The sequence below is a fragment of the Pseudomonas sp. ICMP 10191 genome (genome assembly GCF_001467335.1).
GTDB classification, from domain to species: domain Bacteria; phylum Pseudomonadota; class Gammaproteobacteria; order Pseudomonadales; family Pseudomonadaceae; genus Aquipseudomonas; species Aquipseudomonas cerasi.
On record NZ_LKGW01000157.1, the window covers coordinates 1 to 22,016 of the forward strand.

Below are 22,016 nucleotides of genomic sequence, written 5' to 3' on the forward strand. Positions count from 1 at the left end.
AATTCCAGAAACCCTCTTCGCTTACGCGTTGAGGGTTTTTGTTTGTCTGGTGCCTGTAAAAACCAGCGTGAGAGCACGTTATTCAACATGTACTTCCGATCGACAGGCACAAAAAAACCACCGGCAAGGTGGTTTTTTATTTTCAGGGCAATCAATCCCCGCGGTATTCACATCCGCTGGTGCACGTCTCGTGAATACGGACGGCCGACAGTTCCGGCAGCAGAGGCTTCAACTCATTCCAGATCCATTTCGCCAGGTTTTCGCTGGTTGGATTCTCCAGGCCCGGGATGTCATTCAGGTAGTTATGATCAAGGCGTTCATACAGCGGTTTGAAAATCGCCTTGATTTCCGAAAAGTCCCGGATCCAGCCGGTATGCGGGTCAACCTTTCCGGCCAGATGAATGCCGACACGAAACGAATGGCCGTGCAGACGTCCACACTTGTGCCCCTCTGGAACGTGGGGGAGGCGGTGTGCTGACTCGAAGGTAAATTCTTTGAAGATTTCCAATTTATGACCTGCAATTCTTGAATTACGCGGCCTCTAGGCTAGGCCGCGTTTTTAATGTACTAATCAATGTACTGGTTAGTCGTTGCTGGGTGACAGATCTGTGATCCATCGAGCGATTTCTGACTGCCGCCAGGCAACTGAGTTAGGGCCTATTCTAACCTGTTTCGGAAAGGTGCCTTCCCTGATTCTGCGATAGACGGTGTTCCGACCGAGGCCCGTAGTGTGAAGCACCTCTTCAAGGCGCAGAAGGCGATCTATGTTCTGGGCTGCTGCCATGATTTTTTCCTCTGGCGTTGCTGGGATGCGTTGGAGAGTCATTGATCTGGGCTCCGCTGAATTGCGTTGTAAGCCAGGGTCAGCTCATTGGGATGGGCACCTCGTTGATGCAGCATCATTGCGAAGTTGGCGATATCTTCAAAGTTGCCAGGGTTACCCTTTGGCAAGTGCTTAACCAACTGCTCTGCGAGCTCCTCATCTTTCACCCATGGCTTACCCCAACCGTCCCGTCCTTTGGCGCGCCCCTCGGCAAGTTTGGTTTTCATCGCAGTAGCAAACCGGTCGACGGCTAGATTGTCGGGGTGCTGGTTAGGTTGTGTGGGCAACGGACAACTGCAAAATGATTCGATCATTGCCAAGCACTCGGCAGCATCTGCAGACCGCGACCGCTTGAGCACCACCCGCGATTTGCTCAGTAGTGAGACGGCCTGAGTCAATACAGCCAGCGTCTCGGTCAGCTGTCTGCGCGCTCTGTCACGCGCTCCTGTGCGGCTCATGCTGCCTCCCTGCAGAGTTCGGTCTGCCGCCAAGGGTCGTTTGCTTTGGCAAGTGCGGCCATCGGTGGAGGGCTGACGCTGTTGCCACACATGTGCACCTGCTGGGTCTTGGTGAACGGCTTGCCGTCGGCGCCGTGGGTGATGACGTAGTCGGCCGGGAAGCCCTGGGCCTTGTACAGCTCGGACGGTTTGAGCATTCGAAGGCAGATGTCTACGATCACGTAGGGCGCACCCTTGACCATCACGGTGACCAGTGCCAAGCGATCCTTGGTCGTGATGGTGGGCGCTGGTTCGCCCGCGCTGCTGACGTTCTCGGTTCCGTAATAGCTGATCAGGAACGCGGCGACGCGCAGTGCGCCTTCCTCATGCTCTGGGGAGAGTCTGAGCGATACGACAGAGCTTTTACCTCCGCCTCCGGCCGTAACTGTAGGCGCAGGCTCGTCAAGCGACTGGCCGACGCTGGCACCGAACTGCCGCTCCATGAACGCAGTGACCAAGCCGGGGTGCTGGCCGTCGGCGCTGATGGTGTGCAGAGGATCGTTCACGCTCCGTGCATCGCAGTTGCCGCGTAGATGTACCAAGTTTGCGGCCACCAGTTGCTGCTGGCTTCCGGTGTTGGTGACCGTCGACATTGGCTCGTCGACGCCCTTGGCGTGCGTGGTGTTAAAGCCGCCGTTCATCTGAGCCATGAACACCGTGGACACGCCCATAGCGTGGGCTGCACCTGCAGGCCGCCTATAGTTGCCTCCACTGGTAACCGTTGGCAAAGGCTCATCCAGCGCTTTGCCCGCATCATTGAATCGAAATTTGACCAAGTGCGCTGCTGCAAGCGCGTGTTTGACGCCGCCAGCAACAACTGTGCCCAGCGGCTGATCGATTCCTGGCACGCGGCGCTGTTGGCCTTCGCGCTCGCCGTAACCAGACTGGATCAGGGTCGGGCTGATCAGCGTCAGCTCGCCACGGTTGGCGCAGGTGATCGTCGGCAATGGCTCCAGCGGATCATTGATGCGGTCGCTGCCTTGGTGGGTCGCTGGTGCGATGACCGGGCTGACCACCGTGAATGCGCCGCCCTTTGGATATGACGTCACCGTGCGCAGCGGCTCGTTGGCCGATTGCACCGTCTCGCCCGACCAGTTCGCAATCGGTACGATGAAGGGCGTCGGATTGTCGATGACGAACTTTTTCATGCCCTTCGCTACTCGGCGCAGGGTGGCTGGAGCCAGGTCTTTCTTGCGTTCGAAGATGCTTTTGCCGAGGTCGGAAAAATCAATGCACTCGGCGGCGGTCTTCAAAGGTTTCTGGCCTTTAGTAGGGCGCTTGGCGTGTGTCGGCTTTGGCCATACGATTGCCTGGCCGTCGCACCGGGCAATCATGAACAAACGTTCCCGGCTGGTAGGCGCGCCGAAGTCGCACGCTCGGATCACACGCCACTCGACGGCATAGCCCAAGCGCTCCAGCTCGGCCACGAACACCGCCCATGTCTGGCCGCGCCGGGCAGGGTCTGGCACCAGAAACTGCTGCTCGACCGGCACAATCTCACCTGGCGCTGCAACGCCACCGGCCAGCTTCACCACCCGCCCGGTAGACTTGCAACGCTTGGCCACCAGTGGTCCCCATTGCAGGATCTGCTTCACGTTCTCCAGGCTGATGACGCGGGGTTGCTTCTTGCCTGCCCACTTCAAACCGATCCAAGACAAATTACGGATCTCGCGTTTGCGTGGCTGCCCGCCAGCGGCCTGGCTGTGATGGGTGCAGTCTGGGCTCATATGGAACCAGCCTACCGCCTTGCCGCCGCATTCCGTATCCGGATCGCCGTCAAACACATCGGTGGTGAAGTGCTTCGCGCCTGGGTGGTTGACTGTGTGCATGCTGATTGCTGCCGCGCTGTGGTTCTTGGCTACGCTGACTTTTCGGCCGAGACCCATTTCCAGCCCCGTACCAGCGCCGCCACCGCCGCAGAAGAAATCGACAACAATCTCGTCGTCTTGCGCGTTGAAGCCCAGGCTGTATTGGGTTTTGAAATCGAATGGTGGGCGATTGAGTGAGGTCATGCCGCTTCCCCCACGTCAATCGGGCTTTCAGTCGGTTTGTTGCTGTCGCGAATCTCGCCAAGGATTCGGAGCACTATGGCGTTCAACTGCTGAAGTTGGGTTGTTGCCCGAGTGCGCCATGGCTCTGTGCCTTTGACGTGCACCCACGTTTTATGGGCCAGCCCCAGAGTGATGGCTGTGTCTGACATGACCTGAAGGTCGGCTTTAGTGAGGGAGTTGGTGTTGCCCGAGCTCAACTGCTCTTTGAGATGCTTGATAGCGAGGTCTTTGAGTTCAATGCTGAGCAGAAGGTGCTCGCGGTCGCTTTCGAGCATTGCTATAGCTGCATTCAATGTATCAATTCGCGCGCTGCTGTCGGCGATACCTGCGGATTTTCCCGCCAAGTACGACCTCCTTATTGCCCGCTTGATTGCTCTCACGATGAAGACGGTGAGGAGCAGAAAGCAGACCCCTATGCCTACCAGAATGATGATGTGCTGTGCTTGCATGTGCTGTGTCCTTGGGAATAAGCCCGTCGCCGGATCGGTGGTGAGAGGACGGCGACGGGCTGGTGCGTTGTGTCACTGGAAGGCAGTGACCACCTTTGAATCAGGCCGCTTTCAACTTGGCCTGTGCATCGAGATAGGTCGCTAGGTCGTGCAGATACACCACCGGCTGGCCCTTATTCGATCCGCCCAGCCGAGTAACCTTGAGGTCGATACGGCCCGCGTTGATCTTGCGAAGCAGGTAGCGGTCACTCGATATGTGCGAGAAGTACCGTTCCCGCACAGTGCCCAAGGTGGGGCAGGGCGTGGCGAACTCTTCCCGGAGCTGACTTAAAGTCTCACTCACGCAGCGTCCTCCCCGTGCCCCTCCTTTTGGGGCACCAACTGAAGGCGAATCAGCTCCGCGAGACCCTCTTTCGATTTGCCGGTTGCAGTCGCGCAAAGCCGTCCCTTTGCGTCCGCCACCACTGCGCCATATGGTCGCTCGGGGCATCGCGTGGGGGTCACATAAGCGACTTGGCCCTCAAGCAGTACAGCGTCCACAGCTCGAAATACTTCCGCCAATTCGGCAGTAACAGGCGGCAAGCCGTCCAGCATGCTGAGGGCCTCTGACGTTGCGCCGATCAACGTCGAGCGACTTACGATGGTTGGGTGGTTCAGGTGCAAAGGAACCAGTTTCAGCGCGCATACGGCGTGAGTAATTGCGTTCAGAGTCATGCTGCGGCGTCCTTCTTCGTGGTCGTGATGCCAAGCTGGTCCGAAAGCCAGGTAACACCTGCCTCCTTGACCATCACCACTGCATAGTGGCTGTAGGCGTGAATGTTCTTGTTCCAGCGGCTGCGCGAATCTACGTACAGGTAGCCTTGGTCGCGGTGCTTGGGTGCGAGCTCGCCTGCTTGGGTCAGCACGCCGATTTCTCGCAACTTCGCTCGAAATGTCCGTGGCTTCATGCCCAGAATCGTTGCTGTAGCGTCGAGGGTTCTGTTCATGACGAGTGCCTCAGGCCACGGCCAGCAAACCGCGTGAGCGGATGGCGCGATAAAGCTCGTCCAATGCGCCATACAGCTCTTGAAGGCCGCTATCGTTGGTTAGTACCAAGTCGTCCGGGTGGACTGACACACCGGCTTCGCTGATGTGGGGATTAACTTCGGCTGCGTCTGGTCGGTAGAGGTGAATGACCGTCCCGCCCCGTTTGCGGATGAAGTCAGCCTCGTTTTCGAAGCGGACATCGCTCACGACAAAGCCCGGCACGCCGTCGAACACCGCACTGAGGCAATCAAGGTTTTGTTCGGCGAGGTCGACCCACAAGTTGGCGCTGATCATGTGACGGCCCCACTCGGTGCCGAGAAGTTGCATCAACTGGCGAGGTGAGCGGCCCAGCCAGTCGATGGGCTGTTCCTTTTTGTCGCCTTCGAAATCGTCGGGACTGAGGTTGAATATGGCCATGATGCCCTCGCGCAACGGGTCGGCGAATGCGTAGCACTCAAACCCGTGATCGTGGGCCAGGTGACTGGCTGCGGTTGTTTTGCCGGAGCGGGCAGGACCGGTGAGGCCGATCAGGATCTGCTTCATGCCGCATCACCTCCCCATGGACCGAAGTCATCGACTGCCGGTGCAGGTGCTGCTTTCGGATCTCTGCTTTTTGGCGGGATGATCAACAGCAGGCCAGTTTGGCGCTGGATGGTGGCTATAGATTCGCGGTTGGAAGCCGCTGCTGGGTGGAGATACACCGGGCAGCGGGTGTGACGCTGAGTGGTTTGCATGGCTCGTACTCTGTGGTGAGAGGGGTACGAGTCAAATTAGCAAAAGCTAAATATCTATGCAATAGCAGATGCTAAATTAATGATCGGTTTTGCTACTGGGTCTGCCGCACTCAGGACGACGTAGGGCTTCGGGCAGATACCACGATATTCGTGCGGACCCGTCAGATTGAATCTTTACGTGAACACCTTCCGTATCGTCTATCGCTGCGATGATCTGATCCCAGTGCCGTTGATCTTCATCTGGTTTTTTGTAGATCACCGCATACCGATCTCCCTGAGCGGACTGGGAGCGAATAATGGTTTGAAGTCGAGCTGCAAGTGTCTGTACGGGAGACATCGTTGCTGCCAGCTTGTGCGCTACGCTAGCCATGGGGTCCTCCTTGGCTTTTTATGTATATGCATACAGTATTTTGCGAAGATCTTTTTCGCAACCCCGAAAAGAGTACATCTGTACTCCTTTGCCTTCAGGCACAAAAAAAACCGCAATTGCGGGCTTGGATGGGCACGAGGTTTACAGTTTCTTGGCATTCCACACAAGGAGGACTCGGGCCTGAATATGGACCTTTGTAAGGTCCGCACCTTCGATAATTATCGCAGGGTACAAAGGGTTATCCGAGATCATGCGCAACGCCCCGCCAGTCATGCGCTGCAGTCTTTTGATGTAAAGGTCGCCATCCAATGTGAAGACGTAAACTGCATCGGTTCTGATCTCGGTAATCCCGCGATCAACAAGCAGGGAGTCGCCGTCGCGAAATGTCCCGTCCATGCTGTCGCCATCGCCGGTGATGATCGCTAAGTTCTCGATCCTCGAGAAGGCTAAACCTTGTGTCTTGAGCCAATCAAGGTGGACCGTAATGTCCTTGATCACTTCAATTTGAGAGTCGGGCGGAACATTGCCAGACCCCATCGACGCCGCCACGTCGAGGTGGGGGATAGTAATGAATCCGAGCGACTGCATCACCGTTCGACTGTCAACGGGTGCAACAGCGGGCACTATGATTTCAGCCGTATCGGAGCCACTCAATAGCTCAGGATTCACCAGGCTCCCAGGATGCAGGTTGATCTTCTCTTCGAGGGTTGCAGCTGCTTTCTCGCCGAGTTTTCGATGACCATTTAAAAGCTGGGACAAATACGATGCGTCCAACCCATGTTGGTTTGCAAAGTCTTTTTGGCTCAGCCCCGCCATCGCGGCGCGCAGAGCGCTGATTCGCTGCTTATAGATATCCATGCCCCAATGATCGCTTTCCGTTAGCAAACAGTAAATTACGGTTTGCTATTGCTGTATCGATTAGCAATTGCTAATCTGCGCATCCTGAACGGAGGTGCATATGACCCTGCACGAATATTTGAAGGCTTTGAATAAACCGGACCTTGACGCGTTTGCCCGCCGTTGCGGGACTTCTGCCGGACAGCTCAGACAAGTTGCTTACTGTAATCGCCGGGCCAGTGCCGCCCTTGCAGTGAACATTGAGAGAGAGTCGAAAGGCACGGTTGTATGCGAGGTGCTGCGCCCAGATATCGATTGGGCCTACCTTCGCGGCTCTGAAGCTGCATAAAAGTCGCAGGGCCGGGGACCTCTCACCACAAGATTCCCCCGACCCAGCAACGGCAGTGCAAAACACTGCCAACTCCGCCGATCAGGTCCTCTCACCACAAGATTCACCTGGTTGGCTCGAACGATGAACCGTGCCGCACAGCACGTTTAGCACAGCACATCGGTCGTGGTCGTAGGATAGGGGGTGCCCCTGCCTGTGGCTACACCGTAAACGGGGATTTTACGGTTATGAGTCGCATGGATCTTTTGCCTGACGCTGGTCAGGTGCTTTCGTTGCGTCAGGCGCTTTACCGCGCGGGCCGCGACTACAAGGGCGGAGTTACCGCTCTTGCCCATGACATGGTGTTGGAAAACGACGCTCTTCAAAAAAAGCTGAAACTCGACGAGGAGCGGCGCTGGCTTAATCCGGATGAGCTGGAGGATGTCATTCGTCTTACCGGCAGCCCGCTTTTGCTCGACGCCTTGATGCGGCCAGCAGCAGCTGTTTGGTACCAGCCGGAGCCTGTCGCTGCTACTCAGGATGCGCTCAAGTCGGTAGGCAAGCTTCTAACGGAAACGGGCGAATTCGTTTCAGGCATGCATAACGGTGCTGCCGACGGTGTATGGGAGCTGCACGAAGTCGCTCTGCTGGAGAAGCAGGGCAACGACATCATTCGTGCGGTGCTGGGCATCATGGCCGGCGCTCGTCTGGCGATGGAGGATCGTGCCAATGGCTGACGATATCGACCGCGCTACGGAACAGGCTCAGTACCTGTTGGACGTCGCTTTGTTTAAGCATCGCCGAATCCCGACCAGTTTGGTCAGCTCACAGTTCTGTGAAGACTGCGACGATCCGATCCCGGAGCCACGCCGTGCTGCCATTGTTGGCTGCGAGACGTGTATTCACTGTCAGTCGCTGCGGGAGCAGCGTAGATGAGTGATCGTCCGATCCCGCTTTCTGCTTGGGCACGTCGTTACTGTGAGACATTCAATTTTGCGTTAGTACCGATTCAACCGGGCGAAAAAGGCCCGAAGGGAAGGGGATGGAACCAGCCCGGCAAGTACATCGTTGATCCGGCCCAGGCCGAGGCGTTCTGGACGAAAAATCCCAACCATAACCTCGGCGTTGTGCTGGGGCCGAGTCGGGTGTGTTCGTTGGACGTCGACGATGTCCAGTGGACGCGGTTCGTCCTGTACGAACTGTTGGGCGTTGATCTGGATGCGCTTGCACTGGCTTTCCCGACTGTCGTTGGTAACCCTCTGCGGTTCCGGGTTCTGTTTCAGGTCCCGGAAGGGCTGGAACTGACGCGGCACTCCCTGTCTTGGCCCAATGAAAACGACCCGGACGGGTCAAAGCACAAGTCAATCATGCTGAAGGCAAACGCTGCTCGGGAGGCAGGCGATACGGCCAGAGAGGCCTTGTATCGAGCAGATGCCGAGCAGTACAAGCGGTTCACAGTGTTTGAATTGCGTGCAGGATTGGTGCAGGACGTACTGCCTCCCTCCATTCATCCAGGCACCGGCCAGCCATACACCTGGCGCACGCCGCCTGATGCTTCGGGGCTTCCGGTTCTGATCAGCGATCTGCTGAATGTCTGGAACAACTGGGACGTCTTCAAGCGGGGCGCGGAGGCTGCGTGCCCATGGCTGCCGAAGGACGCCAAGCCTTCCGGCAAACAAAAGCCGAAACCGAAGCCAGCCCCTGCAGGTGGCAAGCGGCCTTCTGTCATCGACGAATTCAACAACTGCCACGACGTCGAAGAGATTCTGCGCAGCCACGGATATACCAAGCGCGGGGGGAAATGGCTGTATCCGCAAAGTAGTACCGGGCTGCCGGGAATCACCGTGGCTGAAGGCAAGGTGTATTCGCACCATGCGGCTGATCCGCTGGCCAACGGTCACCAAAACGATGCATTCGAAGTGTTCTGCTTACTGGAGCATGGCGGTGATCAGTCCAGGGCGGTGAAGGAAGCGGCGCGGATGCTCGGCATGCAATCAACCCGACCCAGCGCAAGCGATCTTCCCCCGGCCCCAACTGAGGGTAGCGACACGCCACATCCAGCAGCACCGGACGCGCCAAGCGAGGCGGCTCCTGCACCTGACGGGGGGGCGGGGGAGGAGCTGACTATTGATCAGGTGCTGCGGCGTTTTGCGTTGGTAGAAGGCACCACACATGTCTGGGACTTCGATAAGTCCCGGGTCATGAAGAAGTCGGCTTTCGAGGCGCGAGTCGGCAAGCCCATCGCAAAGCTCTGGCTTGACGCGACTGACAAAAAACTGATCGCTGATGATCAGGTAAAGGACATTGAGCAGGCCCGGAAAATGGCGGGCAAGAAGGGCGGTGCGCTGGGTATGCGTCCCACGGAACGTTACGTCTATATCGACGGCACCAAAGACGTTTGGGATCGAGAGAAGAAACGCCGTATTGCCGAGGGGGCCGTCAAGATGGCCTTGGGCGACACCTATGCGCTCTGGTTGAACAGCAGCGAGCGGCGGGTGGTGGACGTCGAACACATTGTCTTCGACCCGACGATGACGAAGGACCCCAGCATTTACATCAACACCTTTGACGGCCTGCCATTGGAGCCGGTCAACGACGACGCGGCATGCGCCAACCTGCGCTGGCTGATCTCATTCCTCTGCAACCATGATGAGGCTGCTGCACTGTGGCTGACTCGGTGGCTTGCATATCCGTTGCAACACCTCGGGGCCAAGATGGATACCGCGGTTCTGATGCACTCCACCATGGAAGGCTCGGGCAAAAGCCTGTTGTTCGCCGACACCTTCGGCGCGCTTTACGGCCAGTACGCCGCGACAGTTGGCCAGACCCAGCTGGAGAGCAACTTCAACGCCTGGCAAAGCAGGAAGATGTGGGCCGTGTTCGAAGAGGTGGTCAGCCGTGACCAGCGCTACAACCAAGTCGGCAAGATCAAGCACTTGGTCACCGGCAAGACCGTGCGCATGGAGTCGAAGTTCATCAACGGCTGGGAGGAGGCCAACCACATGAACGCGGTCTTCCTCAGCAACGAGATCTTGCCGTGGCCGATCAGCGACAGTGACCGGCGCATGTTGGTCATGTGGCCAATGGAAACCTTGCCGGTCGCCCGACAGAAAGCCATCGGCCGCGAGTTGGAGAATGGCGGTGTCGCCGCGCTCTACGGCTGGCTGCTGCGTGTGGATCTGGGGGACTTCAATGAACGCACCCGCCCGCCCAGCACTGCGTCACGCGAGCGGCTTGTTGCGCTCAGTCGGGCCGGGTGGCAAACGTTTCTGTACCTTTGGCGGTATGGCGAACTGGGTCGCGGGCTCTGGGGCGTATGTCTTTCAACGGACCTCTACGCCTTGTTCCTTGAGTGGTGTCAGCGCAACAAAGAGCACGTGATGAGCCAGACGAAGTTCTCGCTGTTCATCAGCTCGGAGGTGGAGAAGACCCGGTCAATACCCTGGACTGAACGCAATGATCGGCGCTTCGGCGCTTTCTTTGTGCCCGATGATCCTGAGGCTTCCCTTCCCCCATCAATGAGAGCGCCGGACTTGGGCGTTGCCGTCGATGCCTGGCGGGCCAAGGCGCGCCTTGCGGGGTGGAACGTCGACAGCTGGGACCACGTGAAGGCGGTCGCAGCATGAGTACCTCTCAAAGTGTGTCGGGTGTGTTGGGTATGTTTTGGGTCGGTTTTGGCAACCCGACACAGATCAAACGCCCATCTTTCGCGGGGTGCAGACGTGTGTGTTGGGTGTGTTGGGTTTGGCTTCGCGTGCGCGCATGCGTGACGTTATTAATGCCGCTTAAAGCGCAGTTGTTTTTTCTCCATGCGAGGACAGACAAACCCGACAAACCCAACACACCTAACACACTCTTTATTAATTCATTGTTTTTAAAAGGTTTTAAGTGTGTTGGGTCTGTGTTGGGTAGGGCGTTTTGTGTGTTGGGTTCAGATTTCGAGAGGAAAGGGCAGTGATCAAGGAAATCGAAGCGTTGATGGTGCATTGGGGCGAGCAGATGCGCGAGCGCGGCCAAGGCGGCGGCTTGGGCAGCCAGATGGGGGCCATTATCGAATGGGGCGGCGCGCCGCCGCGTGGCACGCCGGGTTCGCGGGTGCTTGGTGGTGCTGGGGGCGGGATTGATCACATTGCCAGTGAGGTTCAGGCAGCGGTGGCAGAGCTGGAACGGTCAGGCCGCGCACCACTGGCACGGTTGGCACGAGAGCGTTATTGCGCCATGACGACGGTCCGGGAGCAGATGAAAGCGGTCGGTATTGCCGAAGGCGCTGATCGGACTTATCGCAACTGGTTGGATCGCCTGCATCAGCAGGTGCTGTTGATTCTCACACTGCGCAGCGGCTCGACACGTGGCTACCCGGTCGGCCCCCAAACCAACCGTCACCTCAAGGTCGCAAGCGGTTCCTTTCCAAGCTCTTCAATCCCTCGGGCGCGCTGACCGTTCGTCCGGGCCAGTTGTCGCATTGTGGTCGTATCCTTGCTGTATTGCGGCCACATTTGGTCCAACCGTTAAACAGCCCTTTTCGGTTTTTCCGAACGCCGGTACAACGTGGGCACGATCTGCGATTTGCGCCTGAATCACAGTCAGAGCACCCGCTGTGCATGCTTCACCCAGCCATCCCCAAGGCTGTCACCAACCCCGCTTCGGCGGGGTTTTTCATTTCAGCTCCCCCGGAAGGGTGGCAACCGGATGCGCACCATGCCCGACAAACCAGATACGTGGGCCAGGATCGTGGCGGCCATTTCAAATCCACTGTGGCAGGGCATGATCATGGCCATCGTCGTTTCTCTACTGCGCATCCTCTACGACGCCAAAGAAACCAGTAAGCGCCGGATTTTGTTCGAAGCGCTGATCTGCGGTTCGTTGAGTCTGGTCGCGTCCAGCCTGATTGAGTGGATGACCTGGCCGCCCAGCTTATCGGTAGCGGCAGGTGGAACGATTGGCTTTCTTGGCGTTACGGCCATTCGCGAATTGGTGGCCCGCTTCATTGGCCGGAAGGTGGATTCCCTATGAAGGCTTTAGCCGCCGCAATCATCATCGCGCTGGTGGGCGTACTGCTCGTCGGCATTCAGCAGTACCGGGTCGTCGCTATCACCGGTGCCATGCAACTTGAGACAAAGAGCAAGAACGAAGCCATCGCGGCCAACAAAGAGAGCGAGGCGACCATCACCACGCTACGGGCAGAAGCCAAGCGTAATGCCGACTATCAGGCTGATCTGAGCAAGCGGCTCAAGGCCAGTGAAGGCAAAGCCAAACAGGCGAGGAAAGAATTTGAAGACCTCAAGCGCAACAGCAAGCCGGTTCGTGATTGGGCTTCTCAGCCTTTGCCTGACGGCCTGCGCGGCAAAGCCGGTGGTAGTCACAAAAACGTCAGCGGTTCGACTCGAACCCCCTGAGTTGATTCCTTGCGAACGCATCAACGCCGATGAGGCGGATCTTCGTTCAAACGGCGACGTCTGGGAGCTGAAGGATCAGGCCATCAAGCTGCTCGACACCTGCGCCGATCAGGTCGACGCCCAGATCCTGCGCAGCCAGAGCAAGTAGTCGAGGTCACTGGGCTTCATGCCCCATCGGGGGGCACACCAACCCCCTGTTTTTTGGGTCCTCCCTGAGGGGGGCTCCCTACACGGGTACGTGGACTCGCGGTTCTTGTGCAGCTGAGTTTTTTGCAGGGATGTCCGTCTTTCTAAAGGGTTGTGTATGGGCAGGAAAGTCAGCAAGGCCGACTTGAGTGAGATCGTTGGCCGGGACGAACGCACCCTGACCCGGTGGCAACACGACGGCATGCCGGTGGTTGAGTTTGGTCTGGGTCGTGGCAACGAAAATCAGTACGACACCGAAGCGGTGGTCCAGTGGCTGATGCAGCAGGCCTCGCTCAACGGCAAGAAAGAATCGTCCCGTGACAGGCTTGACCGGGTCCGGGCAAATCGTGAAGAGCTGGCGCTGGCCAAAGAGCTTGGAGAGGTGGTGATCGCCTCCGACATGATCCAGCGCTTCGAGGCCATGATCATGTCGGCCAAGGTCGAACTGCTCAATACATTCCCAGATGTGCTCGCCGCTGAGCTTTCAGCCCGGTATGGCATAGAGGTGGACGATCTACTGATTCGTGAGCCCATCGAGGCCATCCTGAGAAGGCTATCGGACTATGACAATGATGCTGACTCAGTTGGAGATTCTGACGAATCGCCATACCCGGAGGGCCTTGAGGAAGACGGCGAGTGAGTCCCTGCACAAGGCCTGTTTGAAGTGGGCTCCACCGCCGCGCATGAGCATCATCGAATGGGCAGACAAGTATCGCTGGCTGTCCGCCGAAGAGGCGGCTCGGCCGGGTAAATACCGGTTCGATGTGACCCCGCACCTGGTCTGGCCAGGTGGTCCGCTTGAGGCACTGGACGATCCAAACGTTACCGAAATAGTAGGGCGCAAGTCCGCGCAGGTGGCCTGGACATCGGGCGTGCTGGGTAACGCCCTAGGCAAGTGGATCGACATCGATCCGTCTCCGATCCTGGTGCTGTTTCCCAAAGCAGAAGCGGCCAAACAGTATGTGGGCGAGAAGCTTGAGCCGATGATTGAGGCGACGCCCAGGCTTCGCAAGAAGGTCGATCTACGCAGTCGCAAGCTGCAGCAACGCCAGGACTTCAAGCGTTTTCCGGGCGGTTTTCTGAAAATGGTGGGCTCCAACAGTCCGGCGAGTGTGAAGTCCACGCCGGTTCCGAGAGTCGCTGTCGAGGAGCCTGACGACTGCAACCTCAACCTGCGGGGGCAGGGGGACAGCATCAAGCTGGCCAAGGAACGCTTGAAGACGTTTCGTCGCTCGAAAATCATCATCGGCGGCACCCCAACCATTAAGGGCCTGTCGGCCATTGACGCGGAGCTGGAGATCTCGGACAAGCGCGAAGGGCTTGTGCCTTGCCACGAATGCGGACAGTCGCATGCGTTGAGCTTCGACAATCTGTTCTGTGCGGACGACCCCGACTATCACCACGAAGTGTATGGCAAGAAGCGGCCGGAACATGCGTATTACGCCTGCCCGCACTGCGGCTGTTCGTGGGATGACAACCAGAAAAACGCAAACCTCAAGCACGGCCGCTGGGTCGCGACGGCCGAGTTTAGGGGGATTGCCGGTTACATTCTCAACGAGCTGTACGCCACCTTCTGGGGATCGCGTTTCCAGGCGCTGATGGAGAAAAAGCTTCAGGCCGAGCACGCCGCGTCCCACGGCAACATCGGGCCGATGATCGCCTTCGTCAACAGCTCCAAGGGGGAGAGTTACGAATACAAAAGCGATGCACCCAAAACCGATGAACTGGAAAAGCGGGCCGAGCCTTACGCAGAGCTGACGGCACCCAACGGGGTGCTGCTGATTACGGTGGGCGTCGACGTTCAGGGGGACCGGCTGGCGCTGGTCGTCATCGGCTGGGGCCGAGGTGAAGAGTCGTGGCGACTTTACTGGGGCGAGTTGTACGGCAATCCCATCGATCCGCATGACGCCGTTTGGCAGGAGCTGGATCGGCTGATCGCCAAGCCGGTGGCGACAGAGGGCGGCGCGCAGCTGGTCATTTCTGCCGTGAGCATCGACAGCTCGGACGGCAACACAAGCGACGCGGTCTACGGCTACGTCCGGGACCGGCAGCGCTACAACATCATGGCGATCAAAGGTGCATCGATTGACAGCCGTGATAAGGAAATCTTTACCCGGCCGTCCCCGTCGGTTGACTCTTCCCAGGACAACACCAAAGCGTCGAAATATGGCTTGCGCGTCTACATCGTCGGAACCCACAAGGCAAAGACGCTGATCGACGGACGTCTTCGACTCACCGGCGCAGGGCCGGGCCGGATGCATTGGTACAGCGAGATCCGCTCGGACTACTACGAGCAGCTCACCAATGAAGTACTGGCCCCGCACGCGCGCAACCCCAGCAAGATGGTGTGGCAGAAGAAAGCGGGCCGCCGTAACGAAGCGCTGGACTGCGAAGTGTATGCACTGCATGCGGCCAGAAGCTTGAAGACCCATCTGTTACGCGAACATGAGTGGGATCAGCTGGAGCAACAACTGCTGCAACCCACTCTTTTCAACACCGAGCAGGCCGTCACTCCTGTGCCACGTAAAGCGAATGCTCGCGGTCGTGGTACGCGCAGCCGTGCAGGCTACTAGAGGTTCAATCATGACTGACGCACAAATGCGCCTGGAGCAAGTACGGGCGGCGATCTCTGACGTCCTAAAAAAGGGTCAGCGTCTGAAGCGAGCGGATCGCGAGATCTATCGGGCCGAGCTCGACAGCCTGCGGTTGCTTGAACAGCAATACGCCAAAGAGGTCGCCCTGGAACAAGCATCGCTGCAGGGCAGGGGGCGTAATCGCATCTCCTACATGGTGATTTGATTATGGGATTTTTCCGTAAAGACCCTGCCGAGTTGTTGATGCGAGAGGCACTCAAGCTCGCCAAGTCTGTGTCTGAAGGGTCGCCTGCCAAAGCGCAGGGTGGCGGTGGCGGGGTTGAAACCCGCTGGCGCGGTGCATCGCGTGTGCTGCGTAGCATGGCAGGCTGGATTCCGGGATTGGGCAGTGCCAGGCGCGACCTGCACCACAGCGAGCGTCGCATGCTGGTAGCCCGGTCGCGTGATGCCATGCGCAACCATCTGATCGCTCGGGCGGCTATCACCCGTCTGCGCACCAATGTGGTCGGCACCGGCCTTGTGTGCCGTGCCCAGATCGATCATGTCGCTGTCGGCATCGACGAGCAGCAGGCCGAGCAACTGAACGCCCAGCTGGACAGGATCTGGTCGCTGTACGCCGATGACCCTCACGAGTGTGACGCCGAAGCCACCCTCAATCACTACCAACTGCAGGCGCTGGTGCTTATCTCGGCTATGGTCTGCGGCGACGTCCTGATCGCCAGTCCTGACGATGAACGTCCAGGCTGCATCTTCAGCACCCGATTGCAGTTGATCGAATCGGATCGTGTCTGCAACCCGGACGGGGGCATGGACCGCGCAGACATGGTTGAAGGTGTGGAGTTTGACCGGTTGGGAGCCCCCTTGGCGTATCACGTCTGCAACGGTTATCCCAATGAGTATCTGGCAGGCCAGAACCTGGCATGGGAGCGCCTGCCTGCGTTCGGTGATGTGACCGGCAGACGTCGGGTCATGCATGTCATGTCCGACAAGGAAAGGCCGGGCCAGAAGCGAGGTGCTCCCTACTTGGCTCCGGTGCTGGAACCGCTGCAGAAGCTGGAGCGCTACAGCAGTGCCGAGTTGATGGCAGCGGTTATCTCGGCGATGTTCACGGTGTTCATCAAAAAGAACAACGACTTCAACGTCTCGAACTTGCCCATGTCCGCCATGGGTAACGAGGGCGCGGGCGGGGATACCACCGATGATGGTGAGCTGGCGTTAGGAGAGGGTGCCATTGTCGACCTGGGTATGGGCGAGGAGCCGGTGGTTGCCAATCCGGCTCGACCCAATGCCCAGTTCGACCCCTTCTTCACTGCGGTCGTGAAAGAGATCGGTGCGGCGCTGGAGCAACCGATGGAGGAGTTGCTGCTGCATTACAGCAGCAGTTACAGCGCGGCTCGCGCTGCAATGCTCCAAGCCTGGCGGTTCTATAGCGTTCGGCGCTGGTGGCTGGCCTGTGACTTCTGTCAGCCCAGCCGTGAATTGATCATCGATGAGGCGGTGGCCAGAGGGCTGATCCACCTGCCGGGTTACGCGGACCCTGCAAAGCGTAAAGCTTACTGTCAGGGGATCTGGATCGGCCCGGCGCGAGGCGCTATCGATGAGCTCAAAGAGGCCAATGCAGCAGGTAAGCGAATCGAAATCGGGGTCAGCAACGAAACCCTCGAAACGGCCGCGATGACGGGCGAGCCCTGGCAGCAAGTCTACCGCCAGCGTGTTCGCGAAGTTGAGCAGCGACGCTCAGACAACCTGCACATGTTGCCCAAAGGCGGCGTCATCGCTGACCCACCCACACAACCCAACGAGGAATAACCATGCCCCGCGCATTGGAGCTGGCTGCATCGCAGCCTTGGCTGATGCTGCCTGACGCCCTGGATAACCTGTTGACCATTGCCGACCGCATGGGCGATCCGGGTGCGTTGGAGAGCAAAACCGGTATTCGGCTGGAGAACAGCCGCACGGTCAGCGTTCGCAACGGCGTCGCCATTATCCCGGTGGTCGGTCCGGTTTTTCGCTACGCCAATCTGTTTACCGAGATCAGTGGCGCGACCAGCACTCAGGTGCTGGCCACCGACCTGCAATCGGCACTGGATGACCCAAGCATCAAGTCCATCATCCTCAACATCGACAGCCCTGGCGGAGTGGCGGCGGGCATCAACGAGCTGGCTGACCAGATCCATGCGGGGCGTGCGCGTAAGCGCATTGTGGCCTACGTCGGTGGAACGGGGGCCAGCGCTGCTTACTGGCTGGCGTCTGCGGCCAGCGAGATTGTCATCGATGAGACGGCGTTGCTCGGCAGCATTGGCGTTGTGGTGGAAGCCGTGGTCGAGGGTGAGGCCAGCAGCGGCCGCAAGCGTTACCAGATCGTCAGTCGCAACGCCCCTAATAAGCGGTTGGACATGGCCACCGAAGAGGGGCGTGCCAAGGTCGGTGAAACCGTCGATGCAATGTGCGAGGTCTTTGTGGCCAAGGTCGCCCGCAACCTTGGCGTGGACTCTGACGATGTTCCCGCAATGGGGGATTTTGGCGGCTTGCGGGTAGGTGCCGCCGCCGTTGAATCGGGCCTTGCTCACCGCCTGGGCTCGCTGGAAGGACTAATTACCGAACTGGCCAAACCGGCCGCGACACAACCGAGGACATTCACTATGACCACCGTCAACTCCACCGCTCAGCTGCGCGAAGCACTGGCCGCTGGCACCGACCCAAACACCATCGAAATTACCCAGGCCAGCCAGTCCGAACTGGAGACTGCACGTACGCAAGCCAGCACGCAGGCGGTCACCGCTGAGCGGGAGCGCATCAAGGGCATCAACGGCCTGGCCAGTAAGGGCTTTGAGGCCGAGATCACGGCGGCCATCGATTCCGGGGCCTCGGTTGAGGCAACCGCCTTGCAGTTGTTCAAGGCTGCCCAGGACCGTGGCATTTCGTTGAGCGCCATAAAGGCCGACAGCACCCGTGCGTCGACCTCTACACCCGCCGATGGCAACGCTCAGGGTGAGCGCAAAGCCGTAGTCGGAGCCATTGTCGCGGGCGCTTCGCGTCGCTGATCAGGAGAACATCATGAGTAATCCAACCCGTCAGACCTACGTCCCCAGTCATCTCTCGGCAGGTGCATTCCCTGTGGTGATTGAGACCGGAATCATTGCGGCAGGCCAGAAGCTCAAGCGTGGCGCGGTGCTCGGTCAGGTCGACGCTTCGGGCGAGTACGTGCTCAGCGCCGCCGCTGCCGACAACGGCTCTCAGGCACCCAAGGCTGTGCTCGACCAAGACGTAGACACCACCGGCGGTGCTTATCCAGCATCGATCCTTCTCACCGGCGAGGTGCTGGGCTCTGAGCTCATGTTGGGCGAAGGCCTGTCACTCGCCAAAGCAAAAGCAGCCCTGCGGCCGCTGTGCCTGTTCATTCGTTAACCGGAGCTTCTAATGGATATTTTTGACACCCGTACCATGCTTGAAGCCGTCGAGCAGATGCCCACGGCGCGACGCTTTCTGCTGAACACGTTCTTCAATGGCGGCAGCCCCGTGACTTTTCCCACCAAAACGGTGGACATTGATATCGTCAAAGGCCAGCGCAAAATGGCGCCGTTTGTTCATCCTCGCCTGCCCGGCAGCATTTCGTTGCGTGACGGTTACCGGACTGACTCCTACGCGCCGCCTTACATCCAGCCCAAGCGAGAAACCACTGCGGAACTGGTCCTCAAACGCTCGGCAGGAGATAACCCTTTCTCCAGCCGGACGCCATTGGAGCGGGCAGGCCAGATGCTGGGCAAGGATCTGCGCGATCTGGATGACGAGATCATTCGTCGCGAGGAGTGGATGTGTGCCCAGGCACTGACCACCGGCAAGGTCCGCGTGCTGGGCGACGGCGTTGATGACACCATCGATTTTCTCATGGCGAACGATCACAAGATAACGCTGGGCACCGGCCAGTGGGGCACTGACAACTCTGATCCGATTGGCAACCTGCGCACCTGGAAACGCAAGATTGCCAAAGACTCCGGCCGCACTGCCAACACTGCTGCGCTGGGCGGAGAGGCGCTTGATGCATTCCAGTCCAACCTGACGGTCATCAAGCAGCTGAACACTCGCCGCGTCGACATGGGCCTCATCAAGCCGGAAGAGCTGCCGGACGGCGTCACGTATCTCGGCTACCTGAACGATCCTGGCGTCGACCTTTACGGCTATGACGAGTGGTATCTGGATGACGAAGGCGATGAGCAACCCATGATCCCAGCGGGCGGCCTGATTCTGGGCGCGACGTCCACGCGTAACGCCATGCTTTACGGTGCGATTCAGGATCTGGAAGCCATCGAGAGCGGGCTGGTCGAGGCGGCGCGCTTCCCCAAGAGCTGGACGACCCAGGAGCCGAGCGCTCGCTGGTTGAAGCTTCAGAGCGCGGCACTCGCCGGTTTGCTGGAGCCGGACGCATTCATCTACGCCAAGGTGGTGTGAGATGGCCAAGAAGCCCGGCTATATCGTGGTGGACGGCTGCATTCAGGAGGGGCGCAATGTCATCCTCAGAGGCAGCCCATATAACCCGGCCAGCAAAGAGATGGAGGATGCGCTGGTTGCAGAAGGGCGTATCGCCTTGAGCACGGACCCTCGTGCGCAAGAGGCTATCCAGTCCCAGGCAGCAAGCCGTGACGAAGCTGCTGACGAAACCGACGGTGACTGAACATGAGCTTTCGAGAACTGGCTGAGGACATGGACTCCCAGATCCTTGAATCTCTGGGCGATATCGCAACCGTCGACGGACGCGATATCGCGGGATTTCTTTCAATCCCGTGGCTGCAACCTAAGCTCGGACGCATCAACACCGGCATCAGGGAACCGCACTTCACGATACGCGTTCATGACGCCACTCCGGTTGCGATTGGTCAGATCGTCTCCATCGACCTGCCTGAGCAGGACGGTGGCGGTCGGTATGACCTGGTCGGCCTGGAACCAGACGGTACAGGCTGGGTGTCTCTTATCCTGAGGCTAAAGCGATGACCATAGGCAGTTTCTACAAGCAGTCGGCCAAGGACGGCATGATCACCCTGCAGCCTTCTGCGGGGGATCTTGATGCCTTCAAGGACTTTGCGGCAGCGGTTCCCAAAGCGGCGGCAGCGGCCCAGCGGCGTGCCATCAACAAGACGCTTCGTTGGTTGCGCACGCATATCGCCAGGGCCATCGGCCGACAAGAGCGAATCGCTGTGACCGCAGTGCGTCAGCGTCTGCGTGCTTACCCGGTCACCGCTGGCGCGATGCGCGGAAAACTCTGGATGGGTTTAGACGCGATGTCGGCCAGCCGAATCGGCCGGGCACGGCAGAACCGTGCCGGTGTAACGGTCGCGGGTCGCCGGTATCAAGGCGCGTTTCTGAAGACGGTGTATGGCGGCAGTCCTGACGTATGGATCCGCACGGCGAGCAAGCATTTTGATGCGAGCGAGTACGAACAAACCCGTCAGGGAAAACGCCGGTCGGGTTTCATTGAAGAGAATGGCAGCCGCTTCCCACTCGCCAAGGCCAAGGTCTCGCTCGAAGGTGCGCGGCCGCATTTTGATGAGTGGGTCAAACGTGCCGACGCGCGTTTGATTGAGATCCTCAAGCAGGAATTCAACTTCGAACTGCAGAAGTATCTGAGAGGAACAGCCCGTGTCTGACGAAGCTTTCAGCCTCGATCAGCTCTATGTAGCGATTGAGCACCATATCCGCGACGCAATTGGCGGGCTGGAGTATGTCGGCACCATGCCCGACATGCTGCAACAAATAGCCGTGCCAGCAGTGCTGTTGGAAGTATCGGAGTTTGAGCCCGGTATCGATCAAGGCACCGGCGAATCATCATTCATCGCACGGTTTGAAGGCCGTGTTATTGTCGGGTCAGAGCGTGAGGAGTGCCAGAAGCAAGCCGCATTTGCCGCGACCCAGCTGGCAGTCTTGTTGCGCGGACAGACGTGGGGCTTGCCTGTCAACGAAGCTGAGTTTGTCCGGGCCGCTCAGGACTGGTCCCGCCCCGAATTGGATGGCTACGCGGTCTGGCTGATCGAGTGGACGCAGGGCATTTATTTGGGCGAGCAGCAGTGGCCGTGGGCCGATCAGCCGCCTGGCAATTTGGTCTGGGGTTTCAGCCCTGACATCGGGCCAGGCAATGAAGAGTTCTATCGATCTGCGGAGGAGCTGAATGAGCTACGCGAGCGCAGCGCATGACCGAATGATTGCGAGTCTGATCATGAACGTCTACGTGGTGGCGGTTGATCTGACATCTTCCCCGCCGATGTGCCGTGTTTCAGATGGCGATTGGGTCAGCGCGTGGATTCGTTGGCATAGCCTGGCTGCCGGAAAAGCCAGGCACTGGCGGGCACCAACGCTTGGCGAGCAGGGAGCGATACTGAGTCCAAGCGGCGATCCTGCACAAGGCACATTTATTCCCGGACTCTATGGCAATGCAGGCGCGCCGCCCGATAACCGAGACCACGTCGAAGTCTGGCGTTTCGACGATGGCGGTTCATTGGTTTACGACTGGCAGGCCAAGAGCTACACCGTCAACCTGCCGACGGGCACCGTCACCGTGAAGGTGGGCGCTTCAACGGTGGTCGTGACGGATGATTCCGCGACAGTTCAATCGGCCTCGATCAACCTCACGGGCAACGTGAAAATCGACGGAGCGCTGCTGGTCACCGGCAACGTAACAGGTATGGGGACGATCCTCGACACCCTGGGCAACAGCAATCACCACAAGCATTGAT

The 22,016-nt window shown here is 58.8% G+C and carries 31 protein-coding genes; 20 read left to right on the plus strand and 11 right to left on the minus strand.

Annotated elements, in window-relative coordinates; translation table 11 throughout:
- Positions 1-151 precede the first annotated feature (151 nt).
- The 11 genes from queD to AO388_RS23200 all read right to left on the minus strand — a co-directional run bounded on the left by queD (position 152) and on the right by AO388_RS23200 (position 6,808).
- Complete coding sequence (gene queD / locus AO388_RS23155; protein WP_003317991.1) at positions 152-508, minus strand: 6-carboxytetrahydropterin synthase QueD; 357 nt, start codon at positions 506-508, stop codon at positions 152-154.
- A 75-nt stretch (positions 509-583) separates the two neighbouring features.
- Entirely contained in the window at positions 584-826 is a 243-nt protein-coding gene (locus tag AO388_RS28060; RefSeq protein WP_306424329.1) for a helix-turn-helix transcriptional regulator, read from the minus strand.
- Positions 823-1,281: a hypothetical protein gene (locus tag AO388_RS23160; protein WP_058417239.1), complete on the minus strand. Its 459-nt coding sequence runs from the start codon at positions 1,279-1,281 to the stop codon at positions 823-825. The genes AO388_RS28060 and AO388_RS23160 overlap by 4 nt, the downstream gene beginning before the upstream one ends.
- A complete protein-coding gene (locus AO388_RS23165) occupies positions 1,278-3,332 on the minus strand; it encodes a DNA cytosine methyltransferase (protein ID WP_058417240.1) in 2,055 nt (684 codons plus the stop codon). Before AO388_RS23165 ends, AO388_RS23160 begins: the two co-directional genes overlap by 4 nt.
- Positions 3,329-3,820, minus strand: coding sequence for a hypothetical protein (locus tag AO388_RS23170; RefSeq protein WP_058417241.1), 492 nt, complete (start codon positions 3,818-3,820; stop codon positions 3,329-3,331). The genes AO388_RS23165 and AO388_RS23170 overlap by 4 nt, the downstream gene beginning before the upstream one ends.
- Before the next feature lie 100 nt (positions 3,821-3,920).
- A complete protein-coding gene (locus AO388_RS23175) occupies positions 3,921-4,163 on the minus strand; it encodes a pyocin activator PrtN family protein (protein WP_024659826.1) in 243 nt (80 codons plus the stop codon).
- Positions 4,160-4,534 (minus strand): hypothetical protein, encoded by a 375-nt coding sequence (locus AO388_RS29810; protein WP_024659827.1) that lies wholly within the window; start codon positions 4,532-4,534, stop codon positions 4,160-4,162. The genes AO388_RS23175 and AO388_RS29810 overlap by 4 nt, the downstream gene beginning before the upstream one ends.
- Positions 4,531-4,767 carry a hypothetical protein gene (locus tag AO388_RS23185; RefSeq protein WP_054986243.1) on the minus strand — a complete coding sequence of 79 codons (237 nt, stop codon included), beginning with the start codon at positions 4,765-4,767 and terminating at the stop codon, positions 4,531-4,533. The genes AO388_RS29810 and AO388_RS23185 overlap by 4 nt, the downstream gene beginning before the upstream one ends.
- Positions 4,768-4,816: 49 nt before the next feature.
- On the minus strand, positions 4,817-5,389 hold the full coding sequence (locus tag AO388_RS23190; protein ID WP_058417242.1) for a deoxynucleotide monophosphate kinase family protein: 573 nt from the start codon (positions 5,387-5,389) through the stop codon (positions 4,817-4,819).
- A 267-nt stretch (positions 5,390-5,656) separates the two neighbouring features.
- A complete protein-coding gene (locus AO388_RS23195; protein WP_058417243.1) occupies positions 5,657-5,950 on the minus strand; it encodes a DUF1654 domain-containing protein in 294 nt (97 codons plus the stop codon).
- Positions 5,951-6,091: 141 nt separating this feature from the next.
- Positions 6,092-6,808 (minus strand): XRE family transcriptional regulator, encoded by a 717-nt coding sequence (locus tag AO388_RS23200; protein WP_057431178.1) that lies wholly within the window; start codon positions 6,806-6,808, stop codon positions 6,092-6,094.
- A gap of 100 nt (positions 6,809-6,908) precedes the next feature.
- On the opposite strand from AO388_RS23200, the gene AO388_RS23205 reads away from it, so the two are divergent.
- The 20 genes from AO388_RS23205 (at position 6,909) to AO388_RS23295 (ending at position 22,015) form a co-directional block, all read left to right on the plus strand.
- Positions 6,909-7,136 (plus strand): transcriptional regulator, encoded by a 228-nt coding sequence (locus AO388_RS23205; protein WP_010201612.1) that lies wholly within the window; start codon positions 6,909-6,911, stop codon positions 7,134-7,136.
- Positions 7,137-7,363: 227 nt separating this feature from the next.
- The gene (locus AO388_RS23210; protein WP_024659833.1) at positions 7,364-7,852 is read left to right on the plus strand and encodes a phage regulatory CII family protein; all 489 of its coding nucleotides are present in this window, start codon (positions 7,364-7,366) and stop codon (positions 7,850-7,852) included.
- Positions 7,845-8,051 carry a TraR/DksA C4-type zinc finger protein gene (locus tag AO388_RS23215; RefSeq protein ID WP_004407080.1) on the plus strand — a complete coding sequence of 69 codons (207 nt, stop codon included), beginning with the start codon at positions 7,845-7,847 and terminating at the stop codon, positions 8,049-8,051. Before AO388_RS23210 ends, AO388_RS23215 begins: the two co-directional genes overlap by 8 nt.
- Entirely contained in the window at positions 8,048-10,741 is a 2,694-nt protein-coding gene (locus tag AO388_RS23220) for a bifunctional DNA primase/polymerase (protein ID WP_058417244.1), read from the plus strand. The genes AO388_RS23215 and AO388_RS23220 overlap by 4 nt, the downstream gene beginning before the upstream one ends.
- 328 nt (positions 10,742-11,069) lie before the next feature.
- Positions 11,070-11,552, plus strand: coding sequence for a hypothetical protein (locus AO388_RS23225; protein WP_004663052.1), 483 nt, complete (start codon positions 11,070-11,072; stop codon positions 11,550-11,552).
- 252 nt (positions 11,553-11,804) lie between these two features.
- Positions 11,805-12,128 carry a phage holin, lambda family gene (locus tag AO388_RS23230; RefSeq protein WP_003377395.1) on the plus strand — a complete coding sequence of 108 codons (324 nt, stop codon included), beginning with the start codon at positions 11,805-11,807 and terminating at the stop codon, positions 12,126-12,128.
- Complete coding sequence (locus AO388_RS23235) at positions 12,125-12,511, plus strand: hypothetical protein (protein WP_024692781.1); 387 nt, start codon at positions 12,125-12,127, stop codon at positions 12,509-12,511. Before AO388_RS23230 ends, AO388_RS23235 begins: the two co-directional genes overlap by 4 nt.
- Positions 12,468-12,659 carry a hypothetical protein gene (locus tag AO388_RS29445; RefSeq protein ID WP_054089136.1) on the plus strand — a complete coding sequence of 64 codons (192 nt, stop codon included), beginning with the start codon at positions 12,468-12,470 and terminating at the stop codon, positions 12,657-12,659. Before AO388_RS23235 ends, AO388_RS29445 begins: the two co-directional genes overlap by 44 nt.
- 156 nt (positions 12,660-12,815) lie before the next feature.
- Positions 12,816-13,337: a terminase small subunit gene (locus AO388_RS23240; RefSeq protein ID WP_004663046.1), complete on the plus strand. Its 522-nt coding sequence runs from the start codon at positions 12,816-12,818 to the stop codon at positions 13,335-13,337.
- A 43-nt stretch (positions 13,338-13,380) separates the two neighbouring features.
- Positions 13,381-15,270: a phage terminase large subunit family protein gene (locus tag AO388_RS23245; protein WP_054984103.1), complete on the plus strand. Its 1,890-nt coding sequence runs from the start codon at positions 13,381-13,383 to the stop codon at positions 15,268-15,270.
- Positions 15,271-15,280: 10 nt separating this feature from the next.
- Positions 15,281-15,496: a hypothetical protein gene (locus AO388_RS23250; RefSeq protein WP_004663043.1), complete on the plus strand. Its 216-nt coding sequence runs from the start codon at positions 15,281-15,283 to the stop codon at positions 15,494-15,496.
- Between the two features lie 2 nt (positions 15,497-15,498).
- Complete coding sequence (locus AO388_RS23255) at positions 15,499-17,100, plus strand: phage portal protein (protein WP_058417245.1); 1,602 nt, start codon at positions 15,499-15,501, stop codon at positions 17,098-17,100.
- Between the two features lie 2 nt (positions 17,101-17,102).
- On the plus strand, positions 17,103-18,335 hold the full coding sequence (locus tag AO388_RS23260) for a S49 family peptidase (protein WP_058417246.1): 1,233 nt from the start codon (positions 17,103-17,105) through the stop codon (positions 18,333-18,335).
- Positions 18,336-18,348: 13 nt separating this feature from the next.
- Positions 18,349-18,699 (plus strand): head decoration protein, encoded by a 351-nt coding sequence (locus tag AO388_RS23265; protein ID WP_004663038.1) that lies wholly within the window; start codon positions 18,349-18,351, stop codon positions 18,697-18,699.
- Between the two features lie 12 nt (positions 18,700-18,711).
- Positions 18,712-19,740 (plus strand): major capsid protein, encoded by a 1,029-nt coding sequence (locus AO388_RS23270; protein ID WP_058417247.1) that lies wholly within the window; start codon positions 18,712-18,714, stop codon positions 19,738-19,740.
- 1 nt (position 19,741) lies between these two features.
- A complete protein-coding gene (locus tag AO388_RS23275) occupies positions 19,742-19,963 on the plus strand; it encodes a hypothetical protein (RefSeq protein ID WP_058417248.1) in 222 nt (73 codons plus the stop codon).
- Positions 19,964-19,965: 2 nt separating this feature from the next.
- A complete protein-coding gene (locus tag AO388_RS23280; RefSeq protein ID WP_058417249.1) occupies positions 19,966-20,280 on the plus strand; it encodes a head-tail joining protein in 315 nt (104 codons plus the stop codon).
- Entirely contained in the window at positions 20,277-20,933 is a 657-nt protein-coding gene (locus tag AO388_RS23285; RefSeq protein ID WP_058417250.1) for a hypothetical protein, read from the plus strand. Before AO388_RS23280 ends, AO388_RS23285 begins: the two co-directional genes overlap by 4 nt.
- The gene (locus tag AO388_RS23290) at positions 20,926-21,477 is read left to right on the plus strand and encodes a hypothetical protein (protein ID WP_058417251.1); all 552 of its coding nucleotides are present in this window, start codon (positions 20,926-20,928) and stop codon (positions 21,475-21,477) included. The genes AO388_RS23285 and AO388_RS23290 overlap by 8 nt, the downstream gene beginning before the upstream one ends.
- Positions 21,452-22,015 carry a phage baseplate assembly protein V gene (locus tag AO388_RS23295; RefSeq protein ID WP_058417252.1) on the plus strand — a complete coding sequence of 188 codons (564 nt, stop codon included), beginning with the start codon at positions 21,452-21,454 and terminating at the stop codon, positions 22,013-22,015. Before AO388_RS23290 ends, AO388_RS23295 begins: the two co-directional genes overlap by 26 nt.
- The last annotated feature ends 1 nt before the right edge of the window (position 22,016 follow it).

Coding starts and splice junctions, on each gene's coding strand:
- AO388_RS23230 (WP_003377395.1), top strand. CDS start 11,805: ATGCGCACCATGCCCGACAAACCAGATACGTGGGCCAGGATCGTGGCG.
- AO388_RS23295 (WP_058417252.1), top strand. CDS start 21,452: ATGAGCTACGCGAGCGCAGCGCATGACCGAATGATTGCGAGTCTGATC.
- AO388_RS23210 (WP_024659833.1), top strand. CDS start 7,364: ATGAGTCGCATGGATCTTTTGCCTGACGCTGGTCAGGTGCTTTCGTTG.
- AO388_RS23165 (WP_058417240.1), bottom strand. CDS start 3,332: ATGACCTCACTCAATCGCCCACCATTCGATTTCAAAACCCAATACAGC.
- AO388_RS23240 (WP_004663046.1), top strand. CDS start 12,816: ATGGGCAGGAAAGTCAGCAAGGCCGACTTGAGTGAGATCGTTGGCCGG.
- AO388_RS23245 (WP_054984103.1), top strand. CDS start 13,381: ATGAGCATCATCGAATGGGCAGACAAGTATCGCTGGCTGTCCGCCGAA.
- AO388_RS23220 (WP_058417244.1), top strand. CDS start 8,048: ATGAGTGATCGTCCGATCCCGCTTTCTGCTTGGGCACGTCGTTACTGT.
- AO388_RS23275 (WP_058417248.1), top strand. CDS start 19,742: ATGGCCAAGAAGCCCGGCTATATCGTGGTGGACGGCTGCATTCAGGAG.
- AO388_RS29810 (WP_024659827.1), bottom strand. CDS start 4,534: ATGACTCTGAACGCAATTACTCACGCCGTATGCGCGCTGAAACTGGTT.
- AO388_RS23285 (WP_058417250.1), top strand. CDS start 20,277: ATGACCATAGGCAGTTTCTACAAGCAGTCGGCCAAGGACGGCATGATC.
- AO388_RS23255 (WP_058417245.1), top strand. CDS start 15,499: ATGGGATTTTTCCGTAAAGACCCTGCCGAGTTGTTGATGCGAGAGGCA.
- AO388_RS23185 (WP_054986243.1), bottom strand. CDS start 4,767: ATGAAGCCACGGACATTTCGAGCGAAGTTGCGAGAAATCGGCGTGCTG.
- AO388_RS23195 (WP_058417243.1), bottom strand. CDS start 5,950: ATGGCTAGCGTAGCGCACAAGCTGGCAGCAACGATGTCTCCCGTACAG.
- AO388_RS23200 (WP_057431178.1), bottom strand. CDS start 6,808: ATGGATATCTATAAGCAGCGAATCAGCGCTCTGCGCGCCGCGATGGCG.
- AO388_RS23190 (WP_058417242.1), bottom strand. CDS start 5,389: ATGAAGCAGATCCTGATCGGCCTCACCGGTCCTGCCCGCTCCGGCAAA.
- AO388_RS23280 (WP_058417249.1), top strand. CDS start 19,966: ATGAGCTTTCGAGAACTGGCTGAGGACATGGACTCCCAGATCCTTGAA.
- AO388_RS23205 (WP_010201612.1), top strand. CDS start 6,909: ATGACCCTGCACGAATATTTGAAGGCTTTGAATAAACCGGACCTTGAC.
- AO388_RS23215 (WP_004407080.1), top strand. CDS start 7,845: ATGGCTGACGATATCGACCGCGCTACGGAACAGGCTCAGTACCTGTTG.
- AO388_RS28060 (WP_306424329.1), bottom strand. CDS start 826: ATGACTCTCCAACGCATCCCAGCAACGCCAGAGGAAAAAATCATGGCA.
- AO388_RS23235 (WP_024692781.1), top strand. CDS start 12,125: ATGAAGGCTTTAGCCGCCGCAATCATCATCGCGCTGGTGGGCGTACTG.
- AO388_RS23265 (WP_004663038.1), top strand. CDS start 18,349: ATGAGTAATCCAACCCGTCAGACCTACGTCCCCAGTCATCTCTCGGCA.
- AO388_RS23270 (WP_058417247.1), top strand. CDS start 18,712: ATGGATATTTTTGACACCCGTACCATGCTTGAAGCCGTCGAGCAGATG.
- AO388_RS23250 (WP_004663043.1), top strand. CDS start 15,281: ATGACTGACGCACAAATGCGCCTGGAGCAAGTACGGGCGGCGATCTCT.
- AO388_RS23160 (WP_058417239.1), bottom strand. CDS start 1,281: ATGAGCCGCACAGGAGCGCGTGACAGAGCGCGCAGACAGCTGACCGAG.
- AO388_RS23260 (WP_058417246.1), top strand. CDS start 17,103: ATGCCCCGCGCATTGGAGCTGGCTGCATCGCAGCCTTGGCTGATGCTG.
- AO388_RS23170 (WP_058417241.1), bottom strand. CDS start 3,820: ATGCAAGCACAGCACATCATCATTCTGGTAGGCATAGGGGTCTGCTTT.